Below are 20,085 nucleotides of genomic sequence, written 5' to 3' on the forward strand. Positions count from 1 at the left end.
GAATTTATTCATTTTTATAACCACAACAGAGCACAACGAAAATTAAACAAGCTGACGCCGGTTGAATACCGACGCCAGCTTGCAGCCTAGGGCTTTTTTCAATGTCCATTAGATGGGGTCTTGACCAACTCGCCCTGAGTGAAAGTCGGAGGCTTTATTCATTGGTTCTGCTTAGGACTTACCTCTGACCTGGGTGCGACCCGCCATCGCTGGCCGGGGCGCGCTGCCCGACTTACCCGCCGGACTGCCTGGTCTCGGCTTGCTGTCCCGTCCCGGGGCCGCTTGCCTTGGCTTGTTCCGGCCCGGATTCCCGGTGCGCGGCTGCACAGGTTGACGGCCTTGGGCGGCCGCAGGCTCCGGCGGCTTGGTCGTGATCAACATCGGGTAAGGATGGTCGGTCACGACAGGGATCGTCTTTCCGATCACCCTCTCGATATCCTTCAGATACGGCTTCTCTTCGATGTCGCAGAAGGAAATCGCTGTACCGCTGAGCCCTGCCCGTCCGGTACGTCCGATCCGGTGGACGTAGGTCTCCGGGATGTTGGGCAGGTTGAAGTTGATAACATGAGACAACTCGTCGATGTCGATGCCTCTAGCCGCAATATCGGTCGCGACCAGTACCCGTGTTGTTCCGTTTTTAAAGTTGGTGAGTGCGGACTGCCTGGCATTCTGCGACTTGTTGCCATGAATGGCCTGTGCGCTGATCCCCGCTCTCGTCAGATCGCGGACGACGCGGTCTGCGCCATGCTTGGTACGGGTAAACACCAGTACCGAGGCAATGGACTTGTCCTCCAGCAGATGGACCAGCTGCTTCTGCTTGTTTTCCTTATCCACAAAATAAACCGATTGCGTGATCTTATCGACGGTGGAAGACACCGGGGTGATTTCTACCTTGACCGGATTCACCAGGATGGTTTTGACCATCTGCGCAATTTCCGGCGGCATCGTCGCGGAGAACAGCAGGGTTTGTTTTTTGCTTGGAATCTTGGCCACTATTTTCTTGACGTCATGGATGAAGCCCATATCCAGCATCCGGTCCGCCTCGTCCAACACGAAAATCTCGAGATGCCGTAAATCTACAAAGCCCTGATTCATCAGATCGATGAGCCGGCCCGGTGTAGCCACCAGGATGTCTACGCCCTGCTGAAGCTGGACCTCCTGCGGCTTCTGGGAGACGCCTCCGAAGATGACGCTGCTCCGCAACGAGGTGTAGCGACCGTAGGCCTTCAGATTATCCTGGATCTGTATCGCGAGCTCACGCGTCGGCGTCAGAATCAGAGAGCGAATCTGGCGTTTACCCGGCTTCCCGCTCTGTCCCTTGCTTAGCAATTGTAGAATCGGCACGGAAAATGCTGCTGTCTTCCCGGTTCCCGTCTGGGCACAGCCCAGCAAATCCCGGCCTTCCAGCACGGGAGGAATCGCTTGTTCTTGAATAGGCGTAGGTGCTGTATAGTTTTCCTGCTCCAGCGCTTTTAAAATCGGTGGTATGATGTTTAGTTCCTTGAATGTCATGTGGTCTCCTTATTCGTCCCATTCCGACCTCATCTGCTGCCGGAAGCCGCGTGAAGTCGCTTCCTCCTATGATATACGAAACCCTCGAAGAAGTACAAAGAAAACTGAAAAACGATCAGCCTGTAAGATAGGAAGGCCGTTCATCCGTCCTTTCCCCCATGCCGGCACAGCCGAAAACCGTAAGGCCTGTATGCTGCGGCTTTACGGTTTTCGATTGCGGAGAACTTCCCCGTCTCTATATCAGCCTCACCGTGAAACAGCGCTTTTCCGCCGTTTAGCAATCGCACTTTCATACACGTCCATCAGTTGATCCATCATCCGGTCCATGGACCAGTGAGTCATCGCCCACCGTTGGGCCTGAATGCCAAGCAGCTTGCGGAAAGCATCATTGCCCAGCAGCTCGGACAAGGCGGCATAGAGCGCGTGCGTATCCCCCACAGGAGTCAGCAGCCCGTTCCCTCGGTGCTTGGTCATCTCCGGCAAACCTCCGGCATCTGTCGTGACGATGGCTTTTCCGGCAACCTGGGCCTCAATGAGCGCTAACGGCTGGTTATCGATCATGCTGGGCAGTACGAAGATATCGGCCTGCCCTAATAATGCAGGCACATCATCTCTACTGCCCAAAAATAACACGTCGTTCCCCAGTCCCAGTGCGTTAGCCTGCTGCTGGAGTCTTGTCTCTTGATCCCCTTCTCCTACAAGCCAGCATACCCAATCCTTACGCTCTTGCTTCAGCAATCTGAGCGCATCCAGTAACATGTGAACACCCTTAATCTCCACCAGCCGTCCGGTAAATATAATCACTTTTTTTCCATAAGGCCGGTGCATGGAGGAAGGCCGCTTCATCTGTCGCCGGAAGCCCTCCATATCGTAGCCATATTGAAAGACCCGCATACTACGGGGAGAAACCTGGAACTCTCCGCTCAGAATCCGCTCCATCCACCGGTTGGCGAGCACGGTATATTCGGCGGAAGCTGCAGAAGTCCGCTCCATTCTGTTAAAGTACGCCTGAGCGAGGTGAGCGTTATGGGCAAGAGGACCATCCTCGGCTAGCGTCCGTTTGATCTCGTGGGCTACGCATCCGTGCAGCGTGGCAACCAGAGCGATTCCTCGCGGTCTGATCCGGTTGATGCTGACCGTCGAGATGACATCCTGGGTATGGACAAGATCGTAGGCTTGCAAGTCCAGTGATCTGACAGCCAGCTCAAAGGCATATCTTCGGAACTCCGTATATTCGATGAGCGGATTGGCATAAATAGCCGGATACATGGACCTGCTCAGCTTTTCTCGAAGCAGCGGAAACAGCTTCTCCGTTTCAATCCGAATTCCTTTATTCACCAGATGCACGTAGCTCCCGGGTATGTCGCCGTAACCGAGTAGATCCACCTCATGCCCCAGCTCTTCAAGCTTTGATTTCTTCTGGATCATATACGGCCAAACACCACCCAAATGCGGAACATGCCAATACGTAGCCAGTAGTATCTTCACAAGCCCAACCCCTTCTGCTTATTCTGCAACCACGTAATGATCAACGGATGTTTCCTCGTACACGATACCCTGGAGCAGCGCAGTCCACCAGAAGTCATTCTGACTCCATTTATCTCCCTCTTCCCCCTTCGGCAGTTGGACGGCACATACTCGGGCCAGAGGCCAGTGCTGCTCTACCAGCTCCCGTACATCCGCATGGTTAACGACCAGCACGCGGAAATCATGCTTCACCAGCTCTGACAGCACGCTCTCTAGCTCCTCCGCATCCTCCAGCGTGGCTTCCGTCCTTACAAACAGAATCCGCATGCAGGATTGCATATGGTCAAGAAAGCGACCAATGCGCCGGTTGTATTTCTCCATAACGGCCGGGTATCCTCCGAGATACGTTAACGAATTGGGCCCGATATGAAAGTCGTGATTGGACACGATGTGATTGTAATCATCCGATACGCAGATGCATTCGTCCGCGTAACCGACTACCCGCAGATGCCGCGGTCTCATAAAATCGGCAAACCGGTTGGCCAGCAGCCGGTTTACCTTCGAGAGCTCAAGAGACGCTACCCAGTCAAAAACCCCTGAATAAGGTCGCAGGTTGTTCTTTTCCAATTGAATGGATGTAAGACAAAGATTTCCCAAGCTGTAAATCCCGTCGTAGGTTCCCTGAAGTTCTTGAAGATTCATCAAGTAGCCCTCCCATGCATATGATCAAATTCTCCTGAAACATCATATGTTGAGAGGTTGAGCTTGGTATAGGACAAGAGCCTTACCCGTCATACGCATTTATCAACTTAACGCAATTCACCTAGTTCAGAATCTTCTATTCTTTCATACTCTGATAACAGGATCAACTTGAAGAAGAAGGGGTTGAGATGGAAGCGTTGGTCATAGTTGGCGGGCATCATTATCGTCCATGTAAGCAGGCAACTCACCGTCTCCTGTCTCGGCCTGCGGACGGATCGCACCGATATCAGCTGTAACGTGATAGTAGACCGCCGCTTCGGCAAAGAGATCCAGCGCGCACTGATGCATCCGGCGAAATAACGAAGGCGCGGCCTTAGCTACGACGAATACAGCCTCCAGCCAGTTCGTATCTGCTGTTTTCACATGGAAGCGGCCCATTGGTGTATCGCCCGATCAGCGGGTATACACTGAACTTGTCGCTGCCAAAGTGTATGCTCAGCTTGTAGCCGAAGTGGTCGGCGATCGCGGCATGGCACTGAAGCTCCCGCTGAGACATATGTACCAGATAGCGCTCCTCGTAGCCCTAACGGGTCGCAGCGGCAATCTGCGCATAGCGTTCCTCAAGCTCTGAGGACGCCATCCCCGCCACCGTATTGTCGAGCTTCTCCGAGCAGTCCAGCTTCAGCATCGTAAAGCCGAGGCACAGCGCATACTCAATATCCTCTTCATGCTTCAGATGGTTGCCGTCTGCGCCGTAACCGTCCCGGTAGCCCTCCTGGAAAACGGCATAGCAAGCCGCGTCCATCCTCCGGCCAGTCAACGTAGCTCCCGAATGCTCTGCTGCGCAAGAATGGGACGTATCTCCTTACCCTGCATCGTACGGATATGGCTTTTTTTTAATTTTATTGTCACTTTTGCCTTCTCCTGCATATACATATTTTGTTGGACTATTTTGATGAGGGAGCTGCTTGAAGACATGGCAACGAAGCAATTGGAAGTGCGCGGCGAGAAAGAATATGCCATCCAGGTACTGGATGAGATGGGCTTGAACCAGATTGCGAACTGGTTGAGCATCCTGCCTGAAGACCGTTGGCAGCAGTTGTTCGTCGCCCAATGGCCCACCTTGGCCAAAAAATGCGGAATTCGCGACTAAACCTGTACATACATCAGGAACAGCGCCGCCTTAGCAAGTAACGCCAGCTCAAAGCATGGGCGGGGCTGTACCCCCGGGTACAAGCGTAAAGTCGGCCGCGAACAACGAAAAGCCTTCGATATCCATGACAGACATGGATACGGAAGGCTTTTCTTGTAGGTAAGCCGGACTCGGCTATAACCGTTTCTTACGGCTTCTGCCGGTCTGCGAAGACAGACATCGCTTCCTTCATGAAGAGCGCGAGACCTGCTCCGAATTTATCGATATTGGCTGTGAAGCGTTCATCCTCCACGTACATCTGACCGAGCGCCCGAAACGCCTCAGGCTTGTAGCTGCCCATCGTGTTCAAGTAGGTATACCACTCTCCAATGGCCGCTTGGGATTCCACCGATTCGGGCGGATTGTGGCGCAGATCGGCCAGCTGCCGGTAAATCGCGTTCATCGATTCTCCCCATGCCTCCTGCCCCTGAGTAGGCCTGGACGCCAATTTTCCCTTCCATTGATCCACAGCTTCGTCCCCCCAGCGTTGCCTGGCTTCTTCTTCATACGGATCGCTGCTGAAATCAAACCCTTTAAACTTCTCTTCCTGAGTCATTTCAATCTCTCCCTTGGCATGTTTTATTGTTTTCTCCACCGTTGCGATCATCTCATCCAGCCTGCTCCGCTTCTCCAGCAGCATCCGGCGGTGGAGTTCCAGCGCTTCCTGCCGGTCAAAGGCCGGACTGTCGATAATGTCCCTGATCTCTTTCAACGGGAAGCCAAGCTCGCGGTAAAAGAGGATTTGCTGCAGCATAGCCAGATTGTCCTCGGAGTACAGCCGATAACCGGCCTCTGTGGTCTCATCCGGGACCAGCAGCCCAATTTCATCGTAATGATGCAGTGTACGGACACTGATCCCGACTAACTCCGAGACCTCCTTCACCTTCATCGCGGGTTCCACCTCCTTCGTCTTTTATGTTAGTGCCTCACGCAACGTGAGAGTCAAGGCCTCTCTATCTTATTTCGGCCATTGTTGCCTTTCCGGAATACCGAGGGCATGAATATACAGCAAAAGCCTGAGCACTCCCGCCGCTTTCGCGGGAAATGTCAGGCTCCATCCAAGCTTGCTTTGCTAGTTTTAATCGAGGAAATCCTTCAAACGCTTGCTTCGGCTCGGATGCCGCAGCTTCCGGAGCGCCTTGGCTTCGATCTGACGAATCCGCTCGCGGGTAACCCCGAACACCTTGCCGACTTCTTCCAGCGTTCTCGTGCGGCCGTCATCCAGTCCGAAACGAAGCCTCAGCACGTTCTCTTCCCTCTCCGTAAGCGTATCGAGCACATCCTCAAGCTGCTCCTTCAGCAGTTCAAAAGCGGCTGCATCCGCCGGAGCAGGCGCATCCGAATCCTCAATGAAATCACCCAGGTTGGAGTCATTTTCTTCGCCAATCGGCGTTTCCAGCGACACCGGCTCCTGCGCAATCTTCATAATCTCGCGCACTTTCTCCACGCTGAGCTCCATCTCCTTGGCTACTTCTTCAGGAGTAGGCTCCCGTCCGATTTCCTGCAACAATTGTCTGGAGACACGGATCAGCTTGTTGATTGTCTCCACCATATGTACAGGAATCCGGATCGTCCGGGCTTGATCGGCAATCGCGCGTGTAATCGCTTGACGAATCCACCAGGTAGCATAGGTACTGAACTTGAAGCCCTTCGTATGGTCAAATTTCTCGACCGCCTTGATCAGCCCCATGTTGCCCTCTTGAATCAAATCCAGGAACAGCATGCCGCGGCCCACGTATCTGCGTGCAATACTGACAACCAGCCGCAAATTGGCCTCAGCCAATCTGCGCTTGGCAGCCTCGTCTCCAGCCTCGATACGCTGCGCCAGATTGATTTCTTCTTCTGTAGACAACAGCTGGACACGGCCGATCTCCTTCAGATACATCCGAACCGGATCATTCGTCTTCAGCCCTGGAGGAAGCGAAAGATCGTCCTCAACCTGAAATTCTTCCGATGTCTGCTCACCGCGAGGGGATGAAAAATCATCATCCGATTCATCATTAATATCAATGCCCATCTCGGACAATTGCTCGAAGAAATCGTTGATTTGATCAGGGTCTTGTTCGTATGGCGACAGCTTATCCATAATTTCTTTGTAGGTCAGAGAGGAGTTTTTCTTCCCCTGCTCTATAAGCTGCTCTTTGGCCTGCTCCAGCGTGATGTCCGTCTCCAGCTTAGTCTGTTGTTCGTTCTCCATCGATCTGCCCCCGTTTACAAGAGAATGGCCTGTTCAGCCGGTTGACTTTCATTTATGATTATGCTATGATCGAATCGTATACCTTTATTCATTCCATCTATATGCCTTTACTATCCGCCATTATATCATGTTATTTCATGAAAAGCAACTTTGATTATTTCGCCCAATTCATGCCTACTCGAACCGGAATCCATCTCCACGGATTCCGGTTTTTTAATTGCAAATCCGGTCATTTTAATCGTCTCAAGCAACAAGCCATGGTATAGTTATACCTGACATGTACATATTAGGGGGGACGAGCTTGGGATTCGGAACGGCACGCGCGTGATTTTGGAACCTCCATCGTCGCAACCGAGACGGGCGATCTGGGCACGTTCGCGGAGCAAGAGCCTGAACGCTATGAAGAGTATGGCTGGAACGTCCTGAAGCAGACGGTTGAAGAGCTGGCAGAGGAAGCAGAGCGATGGGGCGTTCATATCGGACTCGAGCCGGTTTGCGTTTATACGCTTAACTCACCAGTTAACATGAAGCGGATGCTGGATGAAGTACCCTCCTCAAATCTGGGCGTCGTCTTCGAACCCTGCAATCTGATCGATCAGCATAATTTCGACCGTCGCGACGCTGTCGTGGATGAACTCTTTGATCGGGTCGGGGACCGGATCGTACTAGCTCACCTGAAGGATATCTCTTACCCCACGGACGGGCCACCGGCTGCGGCACTTATAGGGCAGGGCCAGTTTGACATCGAGCGATTCTTCAGCAAGCTGCAAGCCGTTTGTGGACATTTCGCTGGAGAATGTCCAGGAGCAGGACTTCCCTGTAGCGCTTATCCCAAACAAACGATACAACGAAGGACCTAACTGCGGGTGATTCCCGGGTCAGGTCCTTGATATGCCTTAATGGTTAATCAGCTTCGATTTTCCGATACGATGACGCCATTGCCTTTTTTATACCGCTCTGTCGCTTCCTTCAGAATTTCATGGCCTCCCTTGTTTTTGTATTCCTCAATCACCTTCGGCCAGTCCGAGATCGGCTCCTTGCCGTATATCATTTTGGTCATATGATCGATAATCAGCTTCGGACCCACATCGTCGCCGAGCGGCGTCAGGTCGGGAAATTTGGAGTAAGCCTGCAGCGTTGGCACGAAGCGCACTGAGCCAAGCCCCTCCTTGGATACTACCGTGTCCATGTACTTGATCATATCCCGCCCGTTCGGCGTCTGCTCTTCTTTCAGCTTGTTGTAAACCGAGTCGTGGACGAACCAGAACATGCCGCGGAACAAGTCCTCATCGATCGCCTCCGGGGTCGACGGCGGTGTAAACTTAATCGCACCGTTCTCGATCGTGTAGTTTTCGCCCTCGATGCCGAAGGAGAAATATTTCTCAGCTTCTGGCGTTGTCATCCATTCAAAAAATTGGATAATTCGAATCGCTTTATCCTTAGAAACCTTATTGTTGATGTAATAGGAGGTATTAATGCTGGAATACAGCAGATGTCCTCCCCGGTTCTCCGGTCCACGCGGAGACGGAATGATTTCTACTTGGGCATCAGGCGCTCCTACCGTAATCTTATTTCGGTAATTGTTGAGCTCCCGGGCGTTGGCCGACCACATCGCCGCTTTACCGCCCTCGATGTTTTTGCCATAGTCACCGGAGCTGATAGTCGCGAAGTCCTTGGGAATCAAGCCTTCATCAAACATCGTTTTGAACGTTTGGAGCGCTCTCGTCATGTTCTCCACATCAAAAAACTTAGGTACAACCTGATCGTTCTGAATCTCAAATTGGGAAGGCAGCACGTCGAAAGCACCGAGAATCGTATCCGCATACTTGAAATTTTCGCGCATCTGGTAAGGATGCTCCACGCCCAGCTTTTTAAACGCTCTCATCACGCCAAGAAAATCATCTACAGTCTTCGGAGCCGGGAGACCGGTTTTAGCCAGCAGATCGGCCCGGATGAACGTAGCGCGCCTGGACGGATTGGAAAGCCAGGCTGGAATGCCATAAATTTTGCCGTCAAAGCTGGTTTCCTGCCACGCCTCTTTTGGCACCGCTTTCATAATTGTGGGCGCATATTGCTTCAGCAGATCGTCGAGCGGCATGAACACACCAGCCTCCACGGATCCGGACATCCCCTTGGTCGTGGCGCCCCCAACATTTTGCACCACATCGGGAATGTCATTGGAAGCAAACATCAGCGACATCTTCTGATCGAAATCCTTAAGCGGGATCATGCGCAGGTCGAGATCCGTATTGGTGATTTCCTCCAGCTTCTTAACCCACTTCTCATTATTAATATCGGCGCTTTTTTCTGCATGCTTATAGCCGCTCGTCGTCATGGAGAAGCTGAACTTCAACTTCTCGGGCGCCTTGCCCGCAGCTTCCCCAGCCTCACCTTTACTTCCAGTGCCGGAATCTCCGCAGGCCGAGAGCAGACCGACTGTCATCGACCCGGCCAATGCGAGACTTAATATTTTTTTCATAGCTTCCCCTCTTTTTTCACTAGAATGAACCAAGCTGGCTTCGCTGGCTACTGACTACATAGTAAACGCGTTGGTCATTTTGAGGAATGTTATTTTTTATCGTCGAGTTGTGTTTGTTTTCGATATGAAGCCAAAAAGCTATCCGTAAAGCAGCATATCCAAAAAAACGGCCCCCGATGCGCAAACTTGCGCATCGGGGGCCGTGGAGCAATCCGCTATCCGGCTATGGGGTCTTGACCACCGGAAGCAAGGAGCGAACCTCTTTCAAAGGAATGACCAGATGGATATTATTCATCGTCCGAAGCGAGCCGGATATGATGCCAGCTACCCTGCCGAAGCGGTCAATGATGGGACCTCCCGACATGCCGCTGGCGATCTGAGCCGACGTCAGGACCCGGTCCCGTCCGTTGACTTCGGCCTTGGGGTTGTTAACGATCCCTTCGGTGATCACGGGCGTGTTCGCCATCGGATAACCGATCGCAAATACTTGTTCGCCGAAATTGACGGCTGTTTCCCTTATCGGAAGAAAGGCATAGCCGCCGGCTGGACCGCTTTTCAGAGCGGGAAGCTGCAGAACAGCCGCGTCGGTCTGTTCGTCGACTGCAACCACCTCGATAGGTCCAACTACGCTACCGTCACGGAGCGTACCTTCGATCCGTGATGCTTCTTTCACCACATGGTAAGCCGTCGCCGCCAGGCCATCCGGAGACAGGATCACTCCGGTTCCCGTAGCTTTTACCGAATCATCCTCACGCAGAATACGGATGTAGAGGATGGCCTGCTCACTTCGTCCGAAAATATCCTCCGCCGTGTACGCAGCAGGCGAATCAGCCTTCGCCTGCATCCATACAGCGGCACCGCACAAGAGAGAGATGAGAAGGCACAGTGCAGCAATTTTTCTTTTCATAGATCGTTCTGCCGCCTTTCAGCTTTTCAGGTCGTTCCTGCCTTACTTGGCAGCCGCCATGATATCCTGGAATGCCCAGTGTTCCGGCGTCAGGTCCTTGAACTTGGCCTGCACGTCCTGCTTCTTGGTCCCGATGATCCGGTTGATCACCACGACAACCTGTGCCCGCGTGATCTCGCTATCCGGACGGAACGTACCGTCCGGGAAGCCGTCGACATACCCGGCCTGGGTAAAGGCTCGGACATACGATTCCGACCAATGCCCGGCTACGTCCGTCAGCAGCGTTTCCCCTGGAGCAAGAACATCCAGCTTGAGCACCCGGGACATCATGGCGACGAATTCAGCACGGGTCAGCCCGCGCTCACCGCCGAACGTCCCGTCCTCATACCCGTCGATGATGCCTGCCGAGGTGAAGAAGGCCACATTGGCCTTGGTCTCTTCACTTACGCCTGTGAGCAGATTGGCTACGCTAACCTTCTCCTTGTCCAGGAGAGGGCTCAACGCATCCAACAGCTCATAACGGGTAATCGCCGTATCCGGCTTGAAGGCCTCATCGTCATAACCGGCTATATACTTGATCTCGGCCGCCTGTTTTTTCACCGCATACTTAGCGTTCTCCACCTGATAGCTGATCGTGATGACACGGTCATTCTTGTCCGTAATTGCCTTGACTGTCATATTGCGTGTAATGATGATGCTTCCTTCCTTAAACACCTTGCTCTTGTTGGTCGGTGTGCTTCCGTCGGTCGTGTAGTAGATGATCTGACCTTCAGGTGCTGTCAGCTTCAGAATACTGTTCTTCGCTACTGTAGAAGGTGCTCCTCCGTCGGCAGCCGTCTTGCTTTCGCCGACCAAGGCTTCAATTGTAGGAGGAGAAGGAATGAACCCTCCACCAAATCCCCCACCTGTGCTGACCTGTTTAGTCCATACTCCCGACAGAACTGGGCTGATCTCCTTCTCCGGCACAACCGTAACCGCCTTGATCGTCGTCGTCTCCGTAAGCCGGATTGGCGCCGTATAGAGGAGGGATTTGGCACTTGGCTGACTGCCATCCAATGTGTAGTAGATACTTGCATCCGGCTCGTCTGTAGTCAGGGTCACCAGAACTTCCCGGGTGAACGGTGCGTTATCAGGGACAAATTTAGGTGCCTTGGCTGTTTCCGCATATTTGAAGGCAGCGGCATTCAGCACGATGCTCCGGCTTTCTCCGCCTAATTCTGCTTTCAATACGGCAGCGCCAGTCGTTTGCAGAGCTCCGGTCCAGTTTCCACTGCCACTGCGGACAACCTTTGCGGCTGCATCCGCCTGCCAGTTGAGGGCCGCATCGGAGGTCAGCGTAAAGCTGCTGCCGATTCGGCTCAGCAGATCGTTATCGTTCAGAATCACTGCGGCTGTGCTCAGCTTGGATGCGGCGGAGCCGCCAACCGCCTTGAGCGACGGGAAGGAGCCTGCCGCTGCATCCCACACGCTGCCGTTCAAGCCTTGAGGCAGAGTACTTTGTGTCAGCTCTCGGGAGAGCAGTCCCGCTGCCCCGTAAGTCGATCCGCCTACCCGCTTGCCTGTTGCGTTGAAATAAGCGGTGTCCGTCTTGAGCGCCTGCTTGTTATAGAAGCTGCCTGTGATCGCGGCGGCCTCGGACTTCTGACCAGCGATGCCGCCGTAGAAAATCTTCCCGGGATGGATCAATTCGTCGATACCAGAGACGACCTCTCCATAACTCAGCGACCCCGTGATCTTTCCTCCAGCAGCATAGCCTGCGATGCCCCCTGCCTGGGCTTCCGTCACGCCTTGGCCGTACACCTTGCCGGATGCGTACACGTTGCTGATCGCACCGCTGCTGATGCCTGCAATACCGCCAGCCTGGGCTTGCGCACCTTTCGCATGAACATCCGTGTAGGAGAAAGATTGCTCGATGCTGCCCGTTGCCACAACCTCACCGGCGATACCGCCCGCAGCTGCTGCGCCCTCGGTTGTTTCCGCCGCAACGCTGCCTGCGGAATACGATTGCTTGATGCTTCCTGCATGGGTACCCGCTAGACCGCCTGCATGGCCGCCTGTTGCGGTAACAACCGCATTCGCGAAAGAACCGGTAATCGAGCCGCTGTTGTCGCCAACCAGACCGCCGATGTTCGCTACCCCGCCGACCTGGAGCGACTTGGCTGTAATATTCGCCAGCTTGTTCTTGTTAGTGCCTGCTGCGCCGCCGACTTGCCCGGCGCCTTTCACGCTGCCTTGCACCTCGATTTGGTTCAGTTCGCCTTCGTTGGCCCCGGCTATGCCGCCTGCCTGATCGCCTGTGGCGATGACTTCTGCGCTGACTTTGGAAGCGCTGATTAAGCCGCTGTTCGTGCCGGCGACTCCTCCGATGCCGGATACCCCGGCTACAGTCAGGTCCTGCAGGCCAGCTTGGCTGATCGTTCCCTTATTCTCACCGGCCACACCGCCGACGAAGTCGCGCCCTTGAGCCTTTCCGCTAACCGTGACTTCGCGGATTACTGCGCCAGCATGGTTGATACCCGCGATTACGCCGGTACGCGAGCCGCTAGAGACCTGTGCATCGGTAAAAACTAGACGTGCGATGACACCGTGATTTTCCAGGACAAACCCCTGAACATCAAGCGCAGATGCTTGCTTCAAGCCTGTAAGCTTAAAGCCCTGCCCGTCAAGCTCACCCAGGAAATCCTGAATTGGCGTCCATCTCTTGCCGGTCAGATCGATATCTGCCCCCAGCTTGATTGTAGCAATCGCCGGTTTTTCCGTTGCTGTCCGGTTAAACAGCTGGTAATACGGAAGCCCGGTATTCGGATTGTACAGAGATACGATACCCGCCAACTGCTTCGCATCCGTGACGATCCAATCCGATCCGGCCGTCCGGTTCAGGAAAGGAACCGAGAGTTCGAAATCCCAGCTGCCGAATCCGGCAAACGAATCCGATACATCCCCCTGCTTGTTGCCCGTAGCCACCCCGAGGCTCTGACCGATCGGATTGAAATCCGCCGTGTACCAAGACGAGTGAACCTTGCCGTCCCGGAAATTATACCCGACCAGCGCGCCCTTATAGACCGTAGTCCCGCCTGCATTCACGACAGGTGCCGGTGTCTTGGCGAATACGCCGTCGAGCGTGCCGTCATTGTAGCCGGCAAAGCCGCCTGCATACGAACGGGTCGCGTGGTTCACTCCCGTCACGGTAAGGCTTCCTTGCGCTGCGTAAGCATGCTTGATAACCGCACGACGCTCTACGGCACCTGCGAAGCCGCCGCTTCCCGTGTCATAGCCTGTATTGGCAACCTGACCCGAAGCATAAGCATCTGTGATCGTATAGCGGTCGATAGAGCCTGCGAAGCCGCCCGCGTACGAGCCTGTGATGCCCTTCGCATCGACGGAACCGAGCGCATATACGCGTTCCATCGTGCTGCTGCCGGTATTCGAGTCGCCGAGAATTCCGGCAAAGCCTCCGGCATAAATCGTCGTATCCTGATTGTCGTCCGCGACCTTAACAGGCAGCGCTGCATAAGCATCGGTTACCTTGGTGTTGTCTCCTCGTCCGATCAGTCCGCCCGCATGAACGGCGGGAACGATTCCTTGCTTGAATACAGCTCGTTGAATATCAATAGCTTGCCCGTCCGGCGAAGCGGCGGAGGTATAGTGAATGGCCCCGCCCGTCGCACGGCCGACAACACCGCCGACATCGTACACAACACTCGTATCGGCTTTGATGCTTTGCGTCGGCTCAGAGCTGACGATGATGCCGCTGCTTACCCCGGCGATACCGCCTGCTGCCGCCACTCTTCCTCCATGCAGCTCAAGATTGACGTTCGTCTTGGCATAATAGATGGAGGCATTGCTCAGCTTGCCGACGATCCCGCCAAGCAGCAGATCCGCTTCTTGGTTAGTTCCTTGAGCGATCAAAGGTTTTCCATGTACCGAAGCTTCATAAATACCCGGGTACAGCGGAGCTCTTCTGCCGAAATCAAAAGCTTTGTTCACATCGGCTGCCGACAAGGTTCCTGCGATGCCGCCCAGCGAGCTTTCGCCAGATTGGGAAGTGAAGGTCAGATTTGAAACGACATCCACTTGCTCCAGAATCGTATCCTGTGCGCTGCCGACGATACCGCCAGCCGTAACCTTCGCACCGGCCGCCTGGATGGCCCCGTCGAATACCGCCTGATGCACGGCCGCGCTCGACAGCTTCCCGAAGATACCGCCGATTGTCGCTTCCGGACTGCTCTCCAGCGAAGCGATCAGCAGTTTATCTGCCTTCACCCGCTCCACATCGAAGCGGTTCGTGCCTGCGCCCGTCTTGCTGCCGATCAGTCCGCCGACCGTTCCGCCGCTCACCAGCTGCTGACCGGACCCGGAAGCTGTGACCGAAACATCGCTCAGCGTGTTGCCGGCCTCGGATTGTCCCGTCACTCCGCCGACGATCGAGCCGCTGCCCTGAGCCGCTATGGAGCCGGAGGTATAAGTCAGGGCCACTTGCTCCGTCCTACCCTCCGTATGCCGGCCAATCAGTCCGCCCAGCACGCTGTCCTTCCCGTAAGCCGCCAGGGTGTAGTCCATCTCGCGAGCGAATCCGCTCACGATACCGGCCTGCTTCCCGACAAGACCGCCAAGCGTCGCGCTCTCCGCGGAGCTGGTCAGTATCACACCGTTTGACTTGAAGGTAAACGCACCCGGCACGAGTGCTCCCGTGTTATCTCCGATCAAGCCTCCTGCTACAGCGTCTGCTCCTGTCGCTTCCAGCTTGCTTCCAGGCTCCAGCGTGACGCTCACGTTCTGGAATGTCCCGGTGTTCTTGCCGAACAAGCTGCCCACCGTACCGCCTCTGACTGTGATATCTTTGGAGACCTTAAGGCTTACATTCGAGACTTGACCTTGGTTATAGCCAGCCAGTACGCCTGTGTTTTGAAGGCCTGCGATCGACAACGGCTCCATCACCATGTTCGAGACTTTGGATTTGACGCCGATCACGCCGAACAATCCGGAATTGTTGTGATCCGGCTGGACCATCAACCCGTCGATCAGATGCTTGCCTCCATCAAAGGTACCCTGGAACGGCGTATCCTCGCTTTTTCCGATCGGAACCCATTGTTTGGACTGAATATGGATCGGGTTCGAGATACGAATCGTTCTTCCTTCGAAATCAAACCTCTCTACACCGGTCACCGTACCATTGACCAGTGCTGCCAGGCCCGCCAGCTCGGCCTCGCTCTTAAGGTCGTAGGCAAAAGCTCCCTTGTCCCGCATATACCAGGCGATATTGGCGTTCACTTCATTGCCGCCTCCACCATCTCCGCCAGTATTGGCGCTGCGCTGAAGCTCCGGATATTTGTAATCCGCATTCACCGAGCCATACTTCCATGTATTCGTGAAGTCCCAGCCGGAGAGGCCCGGGAACGCACTGCGATCCATCAGTGTTGCGGACAGCAGCGTGCTGAGCCGCGCGTGAACTTGAAGCCAGCGGTGATAGCCGTCGGCGAAGTCCGGCAGATCCTGGTTGATCGCAGCCGTCTCGTCCTTCACATAGTAAGCCTTGTACAGCAGCTCCTTGCTAGGATTGTCATAGCGTCCGGCAAAGCCGCCCGCATAAGCGCCATTCTCCGCTGCAACCTGAGCAGCCGAGTAGACGGTGGATACTTCACCGTTCGTAATCCGTCCGAGGAAGCCCCCCGAGTAAGAACCCCCGGCTGCCGCCTTCACCACATTGCCTGCATAAGAGTTCGTAATCTTGCCGCCAGCCTGATCCCCGACGAGACCGCCAACGTTGGTGTTGCTTCCGCTCGCTGTGACCTTGGACACGGAATGCGATTTATCGATAGTCCCTGTATTGCGGCCGGCAAGTCCGCCCAGGAATACCGAGGATTCGGCCGTTCCATAAGCATTGCCATTCAGATCCATATCGACGTAAGAAGCGATAATCTTGCCCTTGTTATCGCCGACCAGACCGCCTGCCAGCGTACCTTCTCCTTCGATAGCAAGGTTGGAGTTCGAGTACGTATAGTACAGGGTACCTGCCGCCGCATTGACGCCGACGAGCCCGCCGATCGTGCCCTCTTTCCCCTTGGAGGAAACTGGGATTTTATCCGAAATGCTGTTGTTAGCAACAAGGCTGCGGTTTTCCCCAACCATGCCTCCTGTGATGGAAGACGGAGAAACCACTTGAATCGAGCCGACATACCGGCTGTTCTGGATCGTGCTGACTCCGGTTGCCGGCTGTGCGGCCGGATCGGTGTCCTGTTTGTCATTGATGCCGACGAATCCGCCAACCGTTGCTTGCGCGGCCGTCGCATTGACCTTGATATTCAACCCGTCCACGAAGTTGCTTGAGATGACGGATGAAGCCGAGCCTTTATTAGATCCCGCCATACCCCCGACCACGGACTGTGCGCTATTGACGACTAGATTAACCGCCTTGGCTGTCACTTTATCCATTGTCGTCAGCTCCTGGGAAGCCACGATACCGCCCACATACGCGGACGAGGCTGAAGGACTGGCGGTGATGAGCACATTCTCTGCATTCAATACTGTGGAATCTCCCAGCAGCTTGCTCTGCTCCAAACGGCCGGCAAGCCCGCCCGCTCCGTTTCCAGCAGCATTGACGGTCAACGTCACATAATTGGGAGTAACAGCTTCCACACGCGGATTGACAATTTCCGTTAGCTTCCCGAAACCGACGATCCCGCCGATCTGGGAACGCGCCCCGGTGGAAGCGATCAGAGCCCCGTCCTCCGCATGTACATAGGGACGGATGATCTTGGCGGAGGCAGGTCCGCCTGTAGCTACATCCGAGTGCCCTGCGATGCCGCCGGCTTCGGCGTTTGTTCCGCTGGTCGCAATAACCACCTGGGAAGCACTGCTTTCCATCAGAATGCCCCGGTTCGTGCCGGCGATGCCGCCGAGACGGTTGCCTGTCCCGCTGGAAGTGATCGTAACGCCTTCAGCGGAAACTCTCGGCGTGTCCCCGAGGTTCTCGCCGATGATGCTGCCGACCGAAGACTCGTTGCCCGGGACAGTGAAGGTCAGGTTCTGGACTGACAAAGCAAATGCCGCTGCGCCTGCACCGTCTGCTACCGGGATGCTCTCGATCGCAACATGCTGAACACCCGCGATGCCCCCCGCTTTCGCTTGATTCCCCTGGAGAGTAAACGTAGACTGCTTGACGGTCGTATAGACCTTCGGCGAACGGTTGTATCCGATCGCACCGCCGACCTGACTGCTCGCAGCGAGCAAGTCGATACTCATCTGATCGACTGGTACGGCTTTCTCAGGCTGACCGACTTGCGCCTCTGCGGTGAGTGAGCCCGCCAGCGAGCCCAGCGTATAACCGCTCCGGCCTGCTTGCGTGATCAGTCCGATGTTCGCAGCATGGCTGTCAGACAGTAAGAATGTATTCGTGTTCGCTCCAACGATACCGCCGGAAGTGATGTTATCCTGAGCGTTCACGGCGCTTCTAACCGCCGCTTCCTGCCTCACGCTGTAGCCGGTCGTGAATGCCGGATCTCCAACAGTTGCTTTCGTGATCAAGCCCTGCGCTTTACCGGCTACACCGCCGGAGATTCCCCCGGCCGTCTGGAGCAGGATCGTCGTGTACTTGACGCTGGCCGTATCCACGCTGCCGTTGATGAACCCGACGACACCGCCTGCATTGCCGTCCGAGGTGAGCTTGGCAAATTCGGCTGCTGTGTTGCCGACAGTAGCCCGGGTAATCGTACCGCCGTCGACATACCCGGCAATACCTCCTGTGTACGATTCGTTGCCGCCGCCCGTGGACGTGATCTTCCCTTGGAAGCTCGCCAGATCGATGGCGGCGAGGTTATCGCTATGATTGACATAGTAGCCGACAATCCCGCCTGTGCTGACGGTGCTGCCCAGCTCGGAGGACGCCGCTGTCACGGTAATTTCTTGATTGAAGGAAGCGCCGGAGATAACCTTATCCACGCCTTCCTCCGGTACGATACCGATCAGGCCGCCCGTATAAATCTTGCTTTGACCGCTGACTTGAAGGCTGGCCGTATTCACTACGTTGTTGATGACGGCGCCGGACGTTCTGGCATAAGCCCGGTTCCCCACGATACCGCCTGTATACACGCCGGTTCCGCCGTTCACGGCAATCGGTCCGCTATTGGCATAAGCCTGACTCGCCGTGCTGTCCAGCAGCACGCGCTTGCTTGCATACCCGATCAATCCGCCTGTGTAGGCTTCGCTAGGCTTTTGGGTGCCCGTACCGACGGTCAGAGCCGCGCTGTTCTTGGCGGTTCCGCTGAAAGTCACATCCCCCGTCACTTTACCGATCAAGCTGCCGGTGAATACCTGGCTCAGACCGCTAGCCGTGACGGCAGCCGTATTCGTGTACGGTTTACTCCACGTGATTGTGCCGTTTACATAACCGGCTAATCCCCCGGTGTGAACGTTCATGCCCCCGTTATTCGTAACCGCCGCCGTGTTGGTAAAGCCGATCGCAAATCGCGGATTGGCCTGCTGCGTATCGATCGAACCGATCAAGGCTGCCGCATAGGAGCCTTGAGCCGCAGCCGACTCAATGGTGACCGTGCCTCCGTTCGAGGTCACATCTGAGAATTCGACGGCTGCTCCTGCCCGGCCGACAATACCTCCTGCGTAAGCCGTCTTGGCATTCGTAATCTGAATAGCCCCCGTATTGGAAATCGGCGTATTCTCGTCACTCATGCTCAGCCGTCCTGCGGCATGGCCGATGATACCGGCTGCATGGGCGATTCCTGTGCTATCCGCCTGGATAGCTCCTTGGTTGCTCACTTTTTTCAGAACAAGACCTTGGCTCTCGCCGTATCCGACGATACCACCACTTTCCAGATCAGGGCCTTTGACCGTCACCGGGGCCTGGTTGCTGGAGTTGGAGATGCTGCCTTCTCCCCCGCCGACGATGCCTCCCGCATAAATATGCTTGACGACAAAGTCCGCCTTAACTGGGAGCTGATTCGTTACATTATAAACGATACTGTTGTTAACCATCTTGCCAACCGCCGCACCGACGTAGGCGATGCGGGTATCCGGCACGGGAACGAGCTCCCACACGGTGCCGTACGTTTGCGAGGTAACAGGCTGCATCACGTACACGATGCCCGTTACATTAGTCGAGCCGACTTCAATCTTGCCGCTATTCATAAACTTAAAGCCGCCCACGGTGCCGCGATCCATATAACCGACCAGCCCCGCATAAGTCAGGTTGCCGGACAGCTTCATCCCGCTGATCTCGAATGTGGAGTTGTTTTTGCCCAGCAATGTTCCACGGAACGGATGCTGATCCGTGCCGATCGGCACCCATTCGTAAGCGGACAGGTTAAGATTCTGATCTACTTCCAGAATCTTGTTTCTTAATCCGTCTACGGAGCCTTCGTTGACCAGCTTGGCCGCTCCAGCAAGCTTGGCCGGCGTATCGATCGTGAAGGTTACGTAATCCGCATTGTACCAAGCTGTATCCGCATGATCGGACCATTTTTCCGTATCGGCATTCACGACGAATACGCCGGCCCATACCATTACGGCTACCAACATGGCAGCAAATGCAATCCCGAAGATTGCTTTGTGCTTTCTTACCATCTGTACACCGCCTTCTTGAATTCGGAGAACAACTTACGCATATACCCGCACCA

The 20,085-nt window shown here is 55.0% G+C and carries 13 protein-coding genes and 1 pseudogene; 3 read left to right on the forward strand and 11 right to left on the reverse strand.

Going from position 1 to position 20,085, the window contains the following annotated elements; genetic code table 11:
• Positions 1-6: 6 nt before the first annotated feature.
• Complete coding sequence (locus tag WMW72_RS18450; RefSeq protein WP_341414600.1) at positions 7-90, forward strand: IS3 family transposase; 84 nt, start codon at positions 7-9, stop codon at positions 88-90.
• Between the two features lie 81 nt (positions 91-171).
• On the opposite strand, the gene WMW72_RS18455 is transcribed toward WMW72_RS18450, so the two are convergent.
• From WMW72_RS18455 to WMW72_RS18480, 6 genes are all read right to left on the reverse strand, one after another.
• Positions 172-1,512, reverse strand: a complete 1,341-nt coding sequence (locus WMW72_RS18455; protein ID WP_341417009.1) for a DEAD/DEAH box helicase — start codon at positions 1,510-1,512, stop codon at positions 172-174.
• A 246-nt stretch (positions 1,513-1,758) separates the two neighbouring features.
• Complete coding sequence (locus tag WMW72_RS18460; RefSeq protein WP_341417010.1) at positions 1,759-3,000, reverse strand: glycosyltransferase family 4 protein; 1,242 nt, start codon at positions 2,998-3,000, stop codon at positions 1,759-1,761.
• Between the two features lie 18 nt (positions 3,001-3,018).
• On the reverse strand, positions 3,019-3,681 hold the full coding sequence (locus WMW72_RS18465; protein WP_341417011.1) for a DUF1796 family putative cysteine peptidase: 663 nt from the start codon (positions 3,679-3,681) through the stop codon (positions 3,019-3,021).
• Positions 3,682-3,882: 201 nt separating this feature from the next.
• Positions 3,883-4,119, reverse strand: a complete 237-nt coding sequence (locus WMW72_RS18470; protein WP_341417012.1) for a tagaturonate epimerase family protein — start codon at positions 4,117-4,119, stop codon at positions 3,883-3,885.
• Entirely contained in the window at positions 4,055-4,237 is a 183-nt protein-coding gene (locus WMW72_RS18475; protein ID WP_341417013.1) for a tagaturonate epimerase family protein, read from the reverse strand. The genes WMW72_RS18470 and WMW72_RS18475 overlap by 65 nt, the downstream gene beginning before the upstream one ends.
• A gap of 27 nt (positions 4,238-4,264) precedes the next feature.
• Complete coding sequence (locus WMW72_RS18480) at positions 4,265-4,486, reverse strand: tagaturonate epimerase family protein (protein ID WP_341417014.1); 222 nt, start codon at positions 4,484-4,486, stop codon at positions 4,265-4,267.
• A gap of 171 nt (positions 4,487-4,657) precedes the next feature.
• Between WMW72_RS18480 and WMW72_RS18485 the strand changes: the two genes are divergently transcribed.
• Complete coding sequence (locus tag WMW72_RS18485; RefSeq protein WP_341417015.1) at positions 4,658-4,834, forward strand: hypothetical protein; 177 nt, start codon at positions 4,658-4,660, stop codon at positions 4,832-4,834.
• Positions 4,835-5,021: 187 nt separating this feature from the next.
• Here the strand turns inward: WMW72_RS18485 and WMW72_RS18490 are convergent, their stop codons facing one another.
• Positions 5,022-5,762 carry a MerR family transcriptional regulator gene (locus tag WMW72_RS18490; protein WP_341417016.1) on the reverse strand — a complete coding sequence of 247 codons (741 nt, stop codon included), beginning with the start codon at positions 5,760-5,762 and terminating at the stop codon, positions 5,022-5,024.
• Positions 5,763-5,951: 189 nt separating this feature from the next.
• On the reverse strand, positions 5,952-7,070 hold the full coding sequence (rpoD, locus tag WMW72_RS18495; protein ID WP_341417017.1) for an RNA polymerase sigma factor RpoD: 1,119 nt from the start codon (positions 7,068-7,070) through the stop codon (positions 5,952-5,954).
• A gap of 332 nt (positions 7,071-7,402) precedes the next feature.
• On the opposite strand from rpoD, the pseudogene WMW72_RS18500 reads away from it, so the two are divergent.
• Positions 7,403-7,930: pseudogene (locus tag WMW72_RS18500) on the forward strand (sugar phosphate isomerase/epimerase family protein); the annotation flags it as partial.
• A 47-nt stretch (positions 7,931-7,977) separates the two neighbouring features.
• On the opposite strand, the gene WMW72_RS18505 reads toward WMW72_RS18500, so the two are convergent.
• The 3 genes from WMW72_RS18505 to WMW72_RS18515 all read right to left on the reverse strand — a co-directional run bounded on the left by WMW72_RS18505 (position 7,978) and on the right by WMW72_RS18515 (position 20,032).
• Complete coding sequence (locus tag WMW72_RS18505; protein WP_341417018.1) at positions 7,978-9,549, reverse strand: type 2 periplasmic-binding domain-containing protein; 1,572 nt, start codon at positions 9,547-9,549, stop codon at positions 7,978-7,980.
• A gap of 223 nt (positions 9,550-9,772) precedes the next feature.
• Positions 9,773-10,456, reverse strand: a complete 684-nt coding sequence (locus WMW72_RS18510; protein WP_341417019.1) for a S1 family peptidase — start codon at positions 10,454-10,456, stop codon at positions 9,773-9,775.
• 42 nt (positions 10,457-10,498) lie between these two features.
• Entirely contained in the window at positions 10,499-20,032 is a 9,534-nt protein-coding gene (locus tag WMW72_RS18515; protein ID WP_341417020.1) for a chitobiase/beta-hexosaminidase C-terminal domain-containing protein, read from the reverse strand.
• Positions 20,033-20,085 lie beyond the last annotated feature (53 nt).

The organism is Paenibacillus filicis (assembly GCF_038070315.1).
GTDB classification, from domain to species: domain Bacteria; phylum Bacillota; class Bacilli; order Paenibacillales; family NBRC-103111; genus Paenibacillus_G; species Paenibacillus_G filicis.